15 protein-coding genes are annotated in these 14661 nt (G+C 39.9%); 8 read left to right on the top strand and 7 right to left on the bottom strand.

The features are described from left to right. Nucleotides 1-20: 20 nt before the first annotated feature. Together MKX65_RS12520 and MKX65_RS12515 are read left to right on the top strand one after the other, a co-directional pair. Nucleotides 21-1040 (top strand): STAS domain-containing protein, encoded by a 1020-nt coding sequence (locus MKX65_RS12520; protein WP_160549334.1) that lies wholly within the window; start codon nucleotides 21-23, stop codon nucleotides 1038-1040. A 97-nt stretch (nucleotides 1041-1137) separates the two neighbouring features. Continuing rightward, nucleotides 1138-1767 carry a phosphoribulokinase gene (locus MKX65_RS12515; protein WP_160549322.1) on the top strand — a complete coding sequence of 210 codons (630 nt, stop codon included), beginning with the start codon at nucleotides 1138-1140 and terminating at the stop codon, nucleotides 1765-1767. A 39-nt stretch (nucleotides 1768-1806) separates the two neighbouring features. On the opposite strand, the gene MKX65_RS12510 is transcribed toward MKX65_RS12515, so the two are convergent. Together MKX65_RS12510 and MKX65_RS12505 are read right to left on the bottom strand one after the other, a co-directional pair. Then, nucleotides 1807-1929 (bottom strand): FbpB family small basic protein, encoded by a 123-nt coding sequence (locus MKX65_RS12510; protein WP_160549323.1) that lies wholly within the window; start codon nucleotides 1927-1929, stop codon nucleotides 1807-1809. Between the two features lie 948 nt (nucleotides 1930-2877). Next, nucleotides 2878-3465 (bottom strand): hypothetical protein, encoded by a 588-nt coding sequence (locus tag MKX65_RS12505; RefSeq protein WP_160549324.1) that lies wholly within the window; start codon nucleotides 3463-3465, stop codon nucleotides 2878-2880. Between the two features lie 493 nt (nucleotides 3466-3958). On the opposite strand from MKX65_RS12505, the gene MKX65_RS12500 reads away from it, so the two are divergent. Then, the gene (locus tag MKX65_RS12500; protein WP_160549325.1) at nucleotides 3959-6001 is read left to right on the top strand and encodes a methyl-accepting chemotaxis protein; all 2043 of its coding nucleotides are present in this window, start codon (nucleotides 3959-3961) and stop codon (nucleotides 5999-6001) included. Nucleotides 6002-6106: 105 nt separating this feature from the next. Further along, the gene (locus MKX65_RS12495) at nucleotides 6107-6880 is read left to right on the top strand and encodes an SDR family oxidoreductase (protein ID WP_160549326.1); all 774 of its coding nucleotides are present in this window, start codon (nucleotides 6107-6109) and stop codon (nucleotides 6878-6880) included. 26 nt (nucleotides 6881-6906) lie between these two features. Here the strand turns inward: MKX65_RS12495 and MKX65_RS12490 are convergent, their stop codons facing one another. The 3 genes from MKX65_RS12490 to MKX65_RS12480 form a co-directional block, all read right to left on the bottom strand. Then, on the bottom strand, nucleotides 6907-8175 hold the full coding sequence (locus MKX65_RS12490; RefSeq protein ID WP_160549327.1) for an MFS transporter: 1269 nt from the start codon (nucleotides 8173-8175) through the stop codon (nucleotides 6907-6909). A gap of 23 nt (nucleotides 8176-8198) precedes the next feature. Further along, the gene (locus tag MKX65_RS12485) at nucleotides 8199-8510 is read right to left on the bottom strand and encodes an ATP-binding protein (RefSeq protein ID WP_340903836.1); all 312 of its coding nucleotides are present in this window, start codon (nucleotides 8508-8510) and stop codon (nucleotides 8199-8201) included. Nucleotides 8511-8602: 92 nt separating this feature from the next. Continuing rightward, entirely contained in the window at nucleotides 8603-9484 is an 882-nt protein-coding gene (locus MKX65_RS12480; RefSeq protein ID WP_340903834.1) for a histidine kinase dimerization/phospho-acceptor domain-containing protein, read from the bottom strand. Nucleotides 9485-9639: 155 nt separating this feature from the next. Here MKX65_RS12480 and MKX65_RS12475 point away from each other — a divergent pair, with 155 nt between their 5' ends. From MKX65_RS12475 to chbG, 4 genes are all read left to right on the top strand, one after another. Then, nucleotides 9640-10095 (top strand): hypothetical protein, encoded by a 456-nt coding sequence (locus MKX65_RS12475; RefSeq protein ID WP_340903833.1) that lies wholly within the window; start codon nucleotides 9640-9642, stop codon nucleotides 10093-10095. A gap of 431 nt (nucleotides 10096-10526) precedes the next feature. Beyond that, nucleotides 10527-10832, top strand: coding sequence for a PTS sugar transporter subunit IIB (locus MKX65_RS12470; RefSeq protein WP_340903831.1), 306 nt, complete (start codon nucleotides 10527-10529; stop codon nucleotides 10830-10832). Between the two features lie 12 nt (nucleotides 10833-10844). Continuing rightward, complete coding sequence (gene celB, locus MKX65_RS12465) at nucleotides 10845-12158, top strand: PTS cellobiose transporter subunit IIC (protein ID WP_160549329.1); 1314 nt, start codon at nucleotides 10845-10847, stop codon at nucleotides 12156-12158. A gap of 19 nt (nucleotides 12159-12177) precedes the next feature. Beyond that, nucleotides 12178-12927 carry a chitin disaccharide deacetylase gene (gene chbG, locus MKX65_RS12460; RefSeq protein WP_160549330.1) on the top strand — a complete coding sequence of 250 codons (750 nt, stop codon included), beginning with the start codon at nucleotides 12178-12180 and terminating at the stop codon, nucleotides 12925-12927. 32 nt (nucleotides 12928-12959) lie between these two features. On the opposite strand, the gene MKX65_RS12455 is transcribed toward chbG, so the two are convergent. Next, nucleotides 12960-13124 carry a hypothetical protein gene (locus MKX65_RS12455; protein WP_340903365.1) on the bottom strand — a complete coding sequence of 55 codons (165 nt, stop codon included), beginning with the start codon at nucleotides 13122-13124 and terminating at the stop codon, nucleotides 12960-12962. A gap of 53 nt (nucleotides 13125-13177) precedes the next feature. After that, nucleotides 13178-14617, bottom strand: a complete 1440-nt coding sequence (locus MKX65_RS12450) for a DDE-type integrase/transposase/recombinase (RefSeq protein ID WP_160549950.1) — start codon at nucleotides 14615-14617, stop codon at nucleotides 13178-13180. Nucleotides 14618-14661 lie beyond the last annotated feature (44 nt).

The raw sequence follows: 14661 nt of genomic DNA, 5'->3' as shown, positions 1-14661 counted from the left end.
ACAAAGACAAGGGGTGCGGTATGAGCAAAAACTCAAAGGTAAATATAGAAGGACTGAGATTTAATTGGGATGTTGAAAATGGAAAGTTTCAATATGAAAATCAGGATGCTGTCCTTTTTTGGATCAATAGTGCTATGAAGTCTTTCTTTGACACCATTGAAGAGATATCAGGCGAAGAGGCATCCAATTTGGTTCTTGAGACAACCGGGTATCGCCAAGGCCTTGTAGTAGGGGACTACTTCCGGAAAATCAAGGACTTTGATGTGAAAGCGGTAGCAAAAATGATGGCCAATACATACGCTTCTGCCGGCTGGGGAAGAGCAGAAATAAAGCACCTCGATTACGAAACGAAAACGCTTGTTGCTCATATCAGAGATAGTTGGGAATACAAAATCAACTTGGCTCAAGGGAAGAACAAGGGAACCGCCTTTTTAGCCGCTCATTTCGCAGGGGTATTCAGTAGCCTTTTTGGAGTGAACATTTGGTACGAATATGAACAAGACCAACTCGAAGGGTCTGAATACAGCATCGTTAAGTACTTTCCTTCCAATATTACGGCAACCTCAAATATCCACCAGTTAGCTCGAAAAAAAGAGTCTGAACAAATTTTACGCTTAGAAGAAATGGTGGAACAGAAAACAAGTGAACTTCGAAATCTGGTAAAAAAACTTTCTTCTCCGATTATACCAATCTTTGATGGAATTGTCGTTGTTCCCCTGATCGGGAAATACGAGGAGGACCGTTCAGAAGACCTTTTAATTAACACCTTGAGCAATTTACCAAAGCATAAAGCTAATTATCTGATTCTTGACTTAACCGGTCTTGATACGGAAGTGGATCATTTTACCATCGACCTTATTGTAAAAATAGGCTCTGCAGCTTCCTTAATAGGGACCAAATCCATATTGGTGGGTATTCCTGTCAGCTTAGCCATACAAATGGCTCAATCCCATGTCACGCTTAGTCGTTATGAAGTTTTTCAAACACTGCAGCATGGAATTCAATATGCACTTTCTCAGGTGGGGAAAACGATCAGTTAATCTGTGCTAGGTTGAGCGCATGGAGGTAGTTGATGAAACCTTAAATAGGTTTAGGATGTTGTTGGGTTTTCAGTGTTGTTCAAAAATGGAGGATAAGATGGAAAAGTTATTACATGAGATTGCAAATTGGATAAATAGCAGTGATAGAAAAATAATGATTGGTATATCGGGTCATGGAGCTTCTGGAAAGACTACATTTGCTAACAGTTTATTAAAATTATTGGATCCTAATGAGGTGAATTACATGAATACGGATCCATACATTATTGGCTCGAATCTAAGGAAGTACACGCAAATCGATTATGAATATGAGAATCAAATTCATCATGATAAAATGACCGCTTGTCATCCATTGGCTCATCATGTAACTGCATTAGAAAGAGATATTCATATGTTAAAAGAGGGATTCAATTTTTTTCCGATTGGCAAAAGTAGCTCCTTGATTCCTTCAAAAAAAGTGAATATCGTGGAAGGCATGAGTGTCGCTTTTACTAATCCAGATTTATTCAATTTGAAAATTTACTTCTATACGGATGAAGAAACGGAGCTTATGAGGAGGAGCATTCGTGATGTTACTGAGAGGGGAACCGACCTCAATTATTTGAGAAATTCTCATAAAGAGCGAAGAATTCAATATGAACTATTCATGCATCCATATCATCATCATTTCGATATGGTTGTAAAGAATTCAAATGAAGATTATGTTGTGGAGAAAGGTTTAAATTAACAAAGGGCCCCATCTGTACAGATGGGGGCCTAAACGCCGTTATTGCTTAATAATTTTTTCTTCTACGCGTCTTTCGATCCTCTCGACTAATAACTTATCCTTGAGTAATTCCTCTTTGTTTCGTTTCATCAGTTCTTCTAAAGTTGGTTTTCCAGGTTTCATCTCGTTCTTCCTTCCTGTTAATTAAAATTTGATTTTTCTGACAATATCATTCAATAAAAAACCTCTACCACTATGGTAAAGGTTTAATGTAAATAAACCTTTACAAACAGGTAAAGGTCTTGCTAACAACGACAAATGGTTGCCAACAAAGCCGGGAGAATAGTGACTCCGTAGTGACGACTTTGCTGTAAAAGCTACTCCCCTTTAAGGAGATATTTGTTTGTATGTGTTAATGATAAAAGATTGTGAATTATTAGTCAAATGATTTGATTACTTTACTAAGGAAAAATAAATATTTGATTGGTAATAGGGAGGAATATAATAATTGAATGAGGTGAAAGTAAAAAAGGGTTTACTGGATTCGGACAGGCCAGCGTCATTTCGATTGAGTGCAGTCCGAATAGCCTCTGGATTCAGACAGGCTATTATCATTTCGATTGAGTGCAGTCCGAATAGCCTCTGGATTCAGACAGGGCAGTGTCATTTCGATTGAATGCAGTCCGAATAGCCTCTGGATTCGGACAGGCCAGTGTCATTTCGATAAAGTGCAGTCCGAATAGCCTCTGGATTCGGACAGGCCAGCGTCATTTCGATAAAGTGCAGTCTGAATAGCCTCAGGATTCAGACAGGGCAGTGCCTTTTAGATTGAGTGCAGTCCGAATAGCCTCTGGATTCAGACAGGGCAGTGTCATTTCGATTGAATGCAGTCTGAATACCTTCTGGATTCAGACAGGGCAGTGTCATTTCGATTGAGTGCAGTCCGAATACCCTTTGGATTCGGACATGCCAGTGTCATTTCAATTGAGTGCAGTCCGAATACCCTCTGGATTCGGACAACCAAGTGCATATTCTATCAAGTCCAGTTCATATATACTCTCATTTTCTATGTCTTTAACTGTATGCGACTCAAAACGATTCGCTTGATGGAGGAGCTCCGAACGTTTTACTTTATTTCGTTAATGTATGATTGGAACCTGTATTTATTTTATTACTGTTAAAAGCTTTCCCTAAAATAATGGTAGCTAATACGTATCCAAGAACAACCGATATCAAAAGGGTAACAAGAGACCCTACCATGGCGAGCTTCATTGTCATTAAAAATACAATGCCAAATCCAAGCATGGTCATAATCATAAATGAGTTCCAAAGAGTTCGGTTATGAATCGTTTGTAAAAGTGCGGTAGAAGGGGAGCTGTTTGTTTCATTGTTCGCTGCTTCTAAAATAGCTTTTAAACGTGGCAAGTTGATTACGGGTCCCATAATCGTCATTGCGATAAGAGTGGCTAAACATAGATCAATCCAACCCGTTCCCCAGCCCCAAGTCGAAAACACTAAATATAAACCAGGAAATAATATAAAGATTACACTAATGGGAATGAGCCCATCTGATTTTACCGCAACCTTTGCCCATGTTCTGATCGACTGCGTATCCTTTGCATAAAGGATGGAGAGCAGGGCCGTTAGAGCAATGGCAACCCCCATAAACATCAACAAGGTCCCAAATATGTGGAAAAACAACATTAGGTTATAAAGCATAGATCTTTCCTCCCATTTTAATTTTCTTCCAATTATACAAAAATAAGGAAAAGATAACAATTACATTATGAAAATATTAGAAACTAAAATTTTTCATTTTTCCATAAAGCTATATAAGTAATCGGTTAAATGGCAACTACAATAGGCATTCGAAGGGTGTTTCCGAAACAATCGGAGGGTAATAAACTTTGTTTCGAAGGGTGCTTTCGAATCGTTCGCATCGAAAGACTTTGATTCATAGGTCACTTCCGAATCATTCACAAGGATAAATTCTTAGTTTCGAAGGTTGTTTGTGAATGTTTCGGAGAGGTTAAATAGTCCTATCTCGGTTTTCGAAGGTCAATTTCGAATGCTTCGGAGGGTAAATGGATACATGATCGCCACCTATTTGTAACAAATGGAAGTTAAGCTATGAGGGAGTTTACCGATATAAGATAGGAGGGAACTATATGTTTACAATACACAATAAAAGCGACTTGCTGGGGGTAGGTTTATGATAAAAAGAAAAAGTAGTATTAAAATCAAAATGCTCAGTATGTTTTTACCTATTATTCTTATTTCTACGATTGCAATCACGGCTTTAAGTTTTTTTAGCTCGAAAAAAGAAATCACTGAACTGACAGATTCTAGTGTGAATAACCAGATGGCGACGGTTTTAGAGGAAATGGAGCATGGTTTCACAGCTCACACTAGGCTTGCTGAGTCCATTGCCACGTTGTACAAGGTTAAAGGGAACGCGCTAGTTAAAGACGATTATAAAAAGTCCTTAGAAGAAACCATTAAATTAAACGCCAATACATTCGGGCTCGGCATTTGGTTGGAGCCCTTTCAATATAACGAGAATACTGAATTTTTTGGACCATATGTTTATAGAAATGGTGAGGCGATTTCATACACCGAGGAGTATGAATCTGCTGAATATAATTACCCGGAGCTAGATTGGTATATACAAGGGAGAGAAGTCGGGGAAGGGAAGATCGCATGGTCTCCGCCTTACTATGATGAGGGGTTAAATAAGACATTAATTACCGCTTCTGTTCCGATTTTTGTTGAAGGGAAGTTTATTGGAAATATTACGGCAGATTATGATTTAACAACGATACAAGACTTGATTGTTAAGCAAACGTTTGAACAATCAGGACATCTGTTCCTTTTAGGCTTAGCGGGAGAATTTATTGCTCATAAAGAAAAAGCAATGTCCGATAACATCATGGACGATTCTGAGCTAAAACAACTAGGAGAAGAGATCCTCGGTCAAGAAAATGGAAACAAGGTCTTTACAACGAACAGTCAGGAATGGGAGGCTTTTTACTCTACTTTTCCTGAAACAGGATGGAAACTGGTAGCGGTAGCGCCTGAGAGTGAACTATATGATGGAGTTACTTCTTTGCTAGTAAAATCCGTTGGTATTACTGCCTTCTTTTTACTAGTGTCCATCACTTTAATTATTGTATTTAGTTCAAGCATGTCAAAAAAGATGAAGCAATTTGTCGAGAAGATTGGATACCTTGCGGAGGGTGATTTAACCCATCCGATTCAAATAAAATCAAATGATGAACTGGGACAAATGGGTGAGCATTACAATCAAGCGTTAAATCAATTAAACCAAATGTTTTATACGATTCGTTCCTCTTCTGAACAAGTAGCGGCAAGTGCTGAAGAATTATCGGCGAGTGCCGAAGAGACAGCTTCTTCCGTAGCGGAAGTAGCCGGGTCTATCCAAGATGTGGCTGCCAATAATAATGAGCAAAACAATTATACGAGCCAAATGAAAGATAGTACGAGTGCGATTTACCAAAGGATGGAGCAGATTACGTCCAATATAGAAAATGTGAAAAACTCTTCTGCTCATACGACGATTCTCGCACAAGATGGAACCAACGATGTGAAAAGGGCCATAGAACAAATGAATGAAATCCATTCAACGGTTCAACAAACAGCTCAGTCTATCGATCAGTTGGATAACAAATCCAGAAAAATTGAAGAAATCGTTGGCTTGATTAATACGATTGCTGAACAAACCAACTTGCTGGCATTAAATGCAGCAATTGAAGCCGCAAGAGCTGGGGAGCATGGAAAGGGCTTTGCCGTTGTAGCAGATGAAGTGAGAAAACTAGCAGAGCAATCAAGTAAAGCTTCTGGTGATATTAAGGAGTTAATACACGAAATTCAGAGTGAGATTACTACCTCCGTGACTGTTATGAAATCAAGTACAGAGTCTACCCAGTCGGGAATTCATGTAGTCGAACAAACAGGACAATCATTCCATCAAATTTATGAGGCGATTGGCCATATGACCAATCATACAGAAGAGGTGTATCACTCGATCGTTCATATTCTTAATGAAGTGGATCAAATGAAAGATGTAGTGGACGCGGTGAATGAGTTGGCTGTAAGCAATGATGAAAAAGCTCAAAATGTATCTGCTGCAACACAGCAACAAGCGGCCATGGTACAAGAAATGACGGCATCAAGTGAAGCATTAGCTCAAATTGCAACCGATCTTCAACTAGAACTAGCCAAATTTAAATTATGAGAAAGGGAAGGAAAGCTGGGAATTAACCATCTTTCCTTCTTTTGTTTCATTTTGTAAAATGAGAAAGTGGAGAAATTTGGGAGAATGAGGGATGGAGGAATATCAATGCAGCCATTAAAAGAAAAAATTGCGATTGTTACAGGGGTAAGCCGGCTGAAAGGAATTGGTGCGGCTATTTGTTTAGAATTAGCAGATGCAGGCTATCATCTATTTTTTACATACTGGACTCAATATGATCAAACAATGCCTTGGAGTGTTCAGAGGGATGAGCCAGACATATTAAAAGAAGAGTTGCTGAAAAAAGGGGTAAAGGTGGGATGTATGGAGTTAGATTTAACACTAGCTGATGCACCCACACAGCTACTCAATCGGGTTTGTGAAGAGTTGGGTGAACCGGATATTTTAATTAATAATGCCGCCTATTCTACGAATAATGATTTTTCAAATGTAACTATTGAAGAATTAGATAAGCATTATTTTATCAACATTCGGGCAACTACATTACTTAGTACGACATTTGCTAAAAGGTTTCCAAAAAAATCAGGTGGAAGGATTGTCAATCTTACTTCAGGTCAGTTTAAAGGGCCGATGCCAGGTGAATTAGCTTATGCGACCACAAAGGGGGCTATCGATGCGCTTACGATTACACTGTCTGCAGAAGTGGCTCCTCTAGGTATTACGGTGAATGCTGTGAACCCAGGACCAACGGATACCGGCTGGATGACAGAGGAACTAAAAGAGGAGCTAACGCCGATGTTTCCTTTCGGGCGAGTAGGAATGCCAAGTGATGTGGCAAAAACGATTAAATTTCTTGTCAGTGAAGAAGCGGACTGGATCACGGGCCAGATTATTCATTCAGAAGGTGGATTTAAAAGATAACAAAAAGGCGGGGATAAACCCGCCTTCTACGTAACACTTAGAACCCTCTTTTCTTCCTTCTTAGGTTCTTTAATTAACATTACTCCAACTAATCCCAGAAATGAAAACAGCACAGGAATTAAAAATCCATAATGATACCCAATATGAATCGCTTGTTGAGGGAATGCATCTAGTACTTTTCCAAAAATACTAGGCAATAAAACGGCACTTAGAAAGCCTCCTGTATTGGCAAACCCGGATACCACGCCCACTTCTTCTATAGGAAAGGACTTTCGTACAACTGCAAATGTTAGTGAACTCGCACCATTACCAAATCCAATAATAAAAAGCAAAGCTAATACCATGAAAAAGGAAGGGTTCACACCAGCAAAAAACAACGCTGTCCAACTAAATAAAACGGTGATATGAATGAGGGTGTAAACTCTTTTGATCGAATCTAATCTGCTCGTAATCCAACTGATTAACGGTCCACCAATAATGGAGCCGAATAGACAATACATAATCAGTTGGCTGGCCTCAGCTCGTGACAAGTCAAACACTTGAATTCCATAAGGAACACCCCAAGAACCGATAAATCCAATATAGGTACCAACAATTCCAAAGTGGCAGAGGAATGTGGCCCAACCTTGCTGAGTGGAAAACACACGCTTTAGAATCACCCAAACACTTTCACGCTTTTTGGTGGAACGTTTTTTGGATGTGGGAGTATCTTTAAATAGTTTTTTTGGTTTGGAAACTAGAACGGTATAGAGAAGAACGGATGATGCTATTAAGATGAGTCCGATGGTAAAAAAGGGTGTTCTCCAACCTGAAAAAGAAATCCACGCAGAGAAGGGAACGGTTGATGATAGAGACCCAAGACTAGCTGTCATAGAAACGATACCTAATAAACTGATAAATTCTTGAACTTTAAACCACTGGTTCATAATTAAAACAAAATTAACAAAAATCGTCGCGTCTCCCATTCCCACTAAGATTCGAGAAAGCAATAGCACATACTCATTTGGGGCCACACTGTATATGACACTTCCGATTCCATTAAGCAGGGTTCCAAAAATAAGAAAATGATTAGGACCGAATCGATCAGACAACAATCCGACCGGTATTTGCAGTCCTGCATAGGCTAAAAATTGAATTCCTGTTATAAGACCGATAAGAGAAGCGGAAACTTGAAAATCAGTCATTAATTGGTCGGTAATCAGACCTGGTGCGGTTCGTTGACTGACGATTAAAAAGTAGGCAAACAAGACGCTGCCAAACACGACCCATCGGTAGCCGCTTTCCTGTTTATTCATGTAGATTAAATCCTCTCTGAGCTTTATTCTATTACATTGGATGTTTTCGTTCGGAAAAAACCACCTAAATCTGCGACAGATGGAAAGATAAAACGAAAGGTTGTCCCGACGCCCACTTCGCTTTGTACACGAATCATTCCATTCATAGCTTTCACAATACTATATACCACCATCATCCCAAGACCCGTACCCTTTGACCCTTTTGTCGAATAATAAGGCTCTCCCAGTCGATCCAATTGTTCCTTTGTCATTCCAATTCCGTGGTCAATGACTGATATGGTTACATTTTTTTTGTTTTTATCTGTACGTATAATTAACTGACCACCGCTAGGCATGGATTCAATTCCGTTTTTTATCACATTCAAAAAGCATTGGTGAAACTTGAGGCGATCTCCGATAATATATCCTCCTTTTTCAATTTGAGTAATTACTTCAACTGAATTTTGTTCGCTGTAGGTTGCAGCATTTTTATAATAAGAGTCAGTTCCTTACTAACCTCAATGGGTTCCACTTGTTCTAACGATGGTTTTGAAAAGGTCAGGTAATCCTTGATAACCTGTTCGGCTAAGATCAATTCATGTGAAATGATGTTTAGATATTCGGTATGTTTTTGAGAGGTTGGTGGACCTTCTAATAGCAACTGAACAAATCCCTTAGCTGAGGTGAGTGGATTTCTTATCTCATGGGAAATGGCAGCACCCATTTGTTCCACTACTTCTAACTTACCTGATTTAATCAATTGATTTTGTAAATGGAAATTCTTTATAACAAACTCACTCGTTATGGATATCATGGCGATTCCTAAGTTAGGAACCACTAGGTACGCTATGTATGCATCCAATCGATGAATTGATAAATTCATATATTCTAAGCTAGATAGGGTAATGATACTAATTATAATGCCAAGTGAGATGGATATGAAAACCCGGCGAGATGGGCGTTGATTCCAAAACCACGGGTAAACCTTCCAAAAGAATAAGGCTAATGGTAAATAAAGGGCGATATTCGCAAAGAATCCTGTATCGATTCCATACAATCCTCTAATAAAAATCACCATGATTGAAAGAATGGGACCAATACCTAAATAAAGACCACCAATCAACACCGGAAGTTCTCTTAAATCCATTGATATATGTGGAACAGGATGGTAAGAGAACTGAAAGCATGACCAAAGGAGAACGATGCCCCAAAATAATGAAAAACGTTTCGATAAAGAAAAATTTCTCATCTTGGCCGACCAAACAAGGGCAAAGAACAGGATAATGATGATTAAGGAAAGATTAAAAAAGAAGTGTTGAGTGATTTCCATGAGACTTCCTCCGACAAATGCAACCATTTGATTCTATTATATATAGGGTGATTAGAAAAAACATTAACATATTTCACGTTGCTTTTTTGCTGTTGTAATCAAATTATAATATGGAAATTTATGTTACGATAGATATAAAAATAAAAAGAGGGAGCGTGAAAGGGATTTTATCTAGAAAAATCATCGCTGCATCCTTATCGGGGTCTATTTTCGCTATAATTTTTGGTTTCGTTTTTCATTCTCTCGGTGAAGGTAATAGCCAAGTGTATTTGGTTTCAACTATTACGAGCATTCCTTTTTATATGATGTATAGCTTTCCCGTTATTTTAGTCTATGGGGTAAGTACATCGATGATTAGTGACAAGCTTGGTGAGATTATTTCAAAACAAAATCAAAAGACCGAATGGATGGTTTCAGCCATTTTACATATTCTCTTTGGACTCATTTTGAAGTGGGTTAGTCTTGGAGTAGCCGTCTTATTTTTTATAACCGATCGGGTTTTAAGAAGACGAAAGCCTTATTACACGTGGGGAGAAGCGTTGAAAAGTTTGTGTATACCTATTGGAATCTGGCTAGTATGTATGGGGCTAGTTTGGGCTGGTGTTTTTTAAGTAACACCGTTTTTCTAGAAACTAGTAATGTAATGAAAAGCCAGACAGTCATTTGGGAAAATCTCACTGATGAAGGACGTTCCAGTTTATATTTAGCTTCAATACGACCTTCATCAGTGCTATGAAGGTTATTTTGGCTTCATCTGAATGATGAAATGAAGTTCATCAACGCTACGAAAACCGTTTCCGCTTCATTACCCGCTCTAATTGATGTTCAACAAGTCTAAAACATTCTTATTTTTTCAAATATCCGTTACATTCCACTGCTCTTCCCACTCCCGTCTCCATCCACCTAAATAGCTACGACCTAAATTTAGAACCATTTTTTTCACTTTGAATGGTGAAAAGAAGAATATGAAAACGGTTTCAACATAGAATGAAGTACACCGAGAATCAGCCAGCTAGAATTGAAACGAAAGGGAGGGGACAAAGTGAGGATTTTATTATGTTGTGCCGCGGGGATGTCTACGAGTCTATTAGTGACGAAAATGGAGAAGTCCGCGGAGGAACAGGGGATAGAGGCGAAAATTTGGGCGGTATCTGCGGATGTGGTTCGAAATCACGTCGACCAGGCAGATGTATTGCTTGTAGGTCCGCAGGTTCGCTATATGTTGCCTCAACTGAAAAAACTAGGCCAGGAAAAAGGGATTCCGGTGGACATGATTAATACCGTGCACTATGGAACATGTAATGGCGCCGAAGTGTTGAAATTTGCAAAACAGTTAGTCACCAAATAAGGAGTGATTGGAATGAGCAAATTTACGGATGTGTTAGAAAACAAGATAATGCCAGTAGCTGGACGCATTGCCGGACAGCGTCATTTACAAGCGTTACGTGATGGACTTATTTTAACGATGCCTCTTATTATCGTCGGTTCGATTTTCCTAATTCTCGGATTTTTGCCAATTCCAGGCTATGAGGAGTTCATGGCCAATACGTTTGGGGATGCTTGGCTAACAAAGCTCCTCTACCCAGTAGGTGCGACCTTTGATATCATGGCGCTCATCGCCGGATTTGGGATCGCCTACCGGTTAGCGGAAAAGTACAATGTGGAACCATTATCTGCGGGTGCGATTTCGGTTTCTGCGTTTTTACTTGCGACTCCATTTGAAGTGTCCTTTTTAGCAGAAGGTGCATCAGAAGCTGTTATGGTTGGTGGAGCGATTCCTGCTGCTTTGATGGGAAGTAAAGGATTATTCGTTGCGATGATCATCGCGATGCTGTCTACTGAAATTTATCGATACATTATCCAGAAGAATATTGTTTTCAGACTGCCTGATGGGGTTCCACCTGCAGTTAGTAAATCGTTCGTAGCGTTAATTCCAGGTGCGATTGTTATTTTCGTTGTTTGGATTTTACGTATATTAGTAGAAAATACTGACTTCGGGAGCTTACACAATGTCGTCGGAGAGCTTCTTGGGAAGCCACTCGGGGTGCTCGGCGGCAGCTTGATTGGTAGTTTAGTAGCTGTTTTCCTTGTACAACTCTTATGGTCCTGTGGATTACATGGTGCCTCTATCGTAGGTGGCGTTATGGGGCCGATTTGGTTAGCGTCAACGGATGCAAACCGTCTTGCTTTCCAAGAGGGAGCGGAAGAGTTACCGAATATTTTCACGGCTCAGTTCTTTGACTTGTTTGTCTATATCGGAGGGTCTGGAGCGACGTTCGCATTAGTGGTCATGATGCTACTAAGGGCGCGAAGTCAGCAAATGAAGCAGCTCGGACGACTTGCGTTCGGACCAGGACTTTTCAATATTAACGAACCAATCACGTTTGGGATGCCAATCGTCATGAACCCACTGATGATTGTTCCGTTCATTTTAGCACCACTTTCAATTGTAATTACCACGTATATCGCAATGAGCACCGGTCTTGTAGCGAAACCAGCGGGTATTGCGGTGCCATGGACGATGCCACCAATTATTGGAGGCTATTTAGCAACAGGAGGGAAGGTCTCTGGAGCCCTTCTGCAACTCTTTAACTTCTGTGTCACTTTTGCGATTTACTATCCATTCTTTAGAATGTGGGATCGCCAGAAGTATGCGGAGGAACAAGGGAATTAAAGCTTGTTAGGAGGAGCCTATGACCAAGTTAGTAATCAACGCTGATGATTTCGGGTACTCGAAAGGGGTCAACCTCGGAATCCTTGAAGCATACAAACACGGAGTCGTCTCCTCAACCACCATGATGGTCAATATGCCTGGAGCTGCGCATGCCGCAGCTCTAGCGCTTGCCCATCCAGGGTTGGGAGTTGGCATACATCTTGTTTTAGACTGTGGGTATCCGATCCATCCAAACGTACCGTCACTCGTCGATGAAACAGGCCGTTTTTACAAAATGGAGGAAATGCTGAAAAAAGCAAAACTGACCGATATCGAAAAAGAACTCAATGCTCAAGTTGAGCAATTTTTTAAGTATGGCTTATCTCCCACGCATTTGGACGGGCATCATCATGTCCATGGGAAGGAAATGGTTTATCCGATTGTGGAAAAATTGGCCAGAAACTACAAGCTTCCCATTCGAAAAGTGTCAGCGGATGACAATCATTCAAGTAATCAGCTTCTACAAACCACTCAAACATTCTTCTATGAATTTTATGGGAACACATTAACTCCCACTTCTCTCATAGACTTAGTAGTGAAGTCCACTTCCTATGAAACCGCAGAAATCATGTGTCATCCAGCGTTTATTGATGAAGAGGTGCTAACAGGTAGTTCGTACAATGTCCAGCGTGCACGGGAATTATCGATTTTAACCCATCCAGATGTCAAACAGATGATTGAAGAAAACCACATCGAGCTTGTTACATACAAAGACGTGATCAAGTGGTAGTGTCAAAAGTTCTATGAAAACTATGTAAAGTATTAGATCACTTCCATTGGGGGGACGTGAGGCCCCGCAATCGCTCTTGACAAACAGTCGAAAAAGGTTGCGATAAAAGTATCAAGGGCGATGGGAACAAAAGTAGGCATGACAAATAACCCTTGACCATTACCAATTTTAACCTTTTTCTCCATTCGGTTTGTCAAGAGTTCGCTTCGCCGATTACTGAATAGCCCAAGGGGCTCAGCTAAACAAAAAGTTAGGCGGTTTGCTGCTCGATAATCCAGTTTTGTGCTAACTCAATCAGTTTTGTCCAACGTGCTGGCATTGTCGGAAGCCCTGATAATTCTGGGTTCACGACAGGTACCTTACCTTCCAAGGTGGCGTGCGGCCTTAAAAAGTTAAAGTAAGCCACAAATAAGGTGACAAAAGAAACCGACCCTTGTTGCGAGCCAAAGCCATGAGTGGAGCGATAATTGCCTTTAAATGTTCGATTCAGTCTCTCGATTACCTGTTTTAAAGGTCTATATTCAGTTGAAACTGGGTCATCATTTGTAAGCCCGATTACTTGCTTCACATCAAACGAAATGTCATGTTGTGCGAAAAAGTGTTGAGCTAGTAGGTAGATTGGATTTCCATCTACTACGAAAGTTAGGTCTTTCGGGATCTCCTTCATCTTTACTAACACTTCATCTATCGCACGAATGGCTGACGCTGTATCTCGATTAGGAGACACCGGATAGGAAAGAATGATCTTTTTAACCGCATCAAAAAAGAAAAATAAATAATGCCAGCGTCCACCGACTCGAATATAAGTTTCGTCACCACAGAATTGGTCGGAAAGCTCATACGGATAGTAATCCACATATGGCTTAAGCATAAGAGCCACGCTATTTTCGTAGTTCAATATCGTTTGGTGGGAAATAGCCACACCATGAACATCCTGCATAATGGCAGCTGTCCTACGGGCCGAAAGGCCGTAGTTAACATGGTAGGTTAATATCAAACCTAATGTATGTGGTGAAGCATAAATCCTAGACAAATCTACTGCTGGTAGTTCAGGCGTTTGCTTGGCCAAAGGTAGAAAATCAATATGAAACTGCCGAAAGATATATCTTATTTTAAATGCTTGAGGATCTTTCTTAAATCGTGTCTTCTCTTTGGAGGACATCGCTTTAAGGTTTCTTTGGTAAAAAGAACAGTTGTTGTTTTTGCATTTGTAGACGAAAAAGTCTTTTCTATCCTTAATTTTATCGAGTGATTTTGAACAATGAGGACACTTTAAAATGGCCTCTTTTGAAAAACGATTTTTATCACTGAAAAGACACGAACACACCTTACACTGAAATTGACCTTTATCTCCGTTATTGGCATAAAGATAGTCCGACGGAGCACCACACTTAGGACAATTCATTGATTTAGGTACAACAGTCTTGGAATTAGATCGCCTTTGAACAGGTTTTAGTGACTTACCGTGTTCGTTGAAATACTCCTTCAAAAGAGTTTTGTAATCAAGTTTTTCCAGTGGTTCGATTATCGGAAGATCATCTACCTGGAGTTTTCGATAGGGTTTATTCACAGGTTGCTCTGTTGGTTTTTCAAACATGTTTTTTCCGATAAGTAGGGTAAGCAATGTTCGAATGATTTGTTCTTGGTACTTAATAAAAGTTAATAAATAGGTTATAATTTGAGGGTACAACTTGTCACTTCCTTTTTAGGTTGGTGTTTGGTGTGGTAACCTCA

It is taken from the genome of Robertmurraya sp. FSL R5-0851 (genome assembly GCF_038002965.1).
In the GTDB taxonomy this organism is placed as follows: domain Bacteria; phylum Bacillota; class Bacilli; order Bacillales; family Cytobacillaceae; genus Robertmurraya_A; species Robertmurraya_A beringensis.
This window is presented reverse-complemented; position numbering and strand designations above follow the sequence as displayed.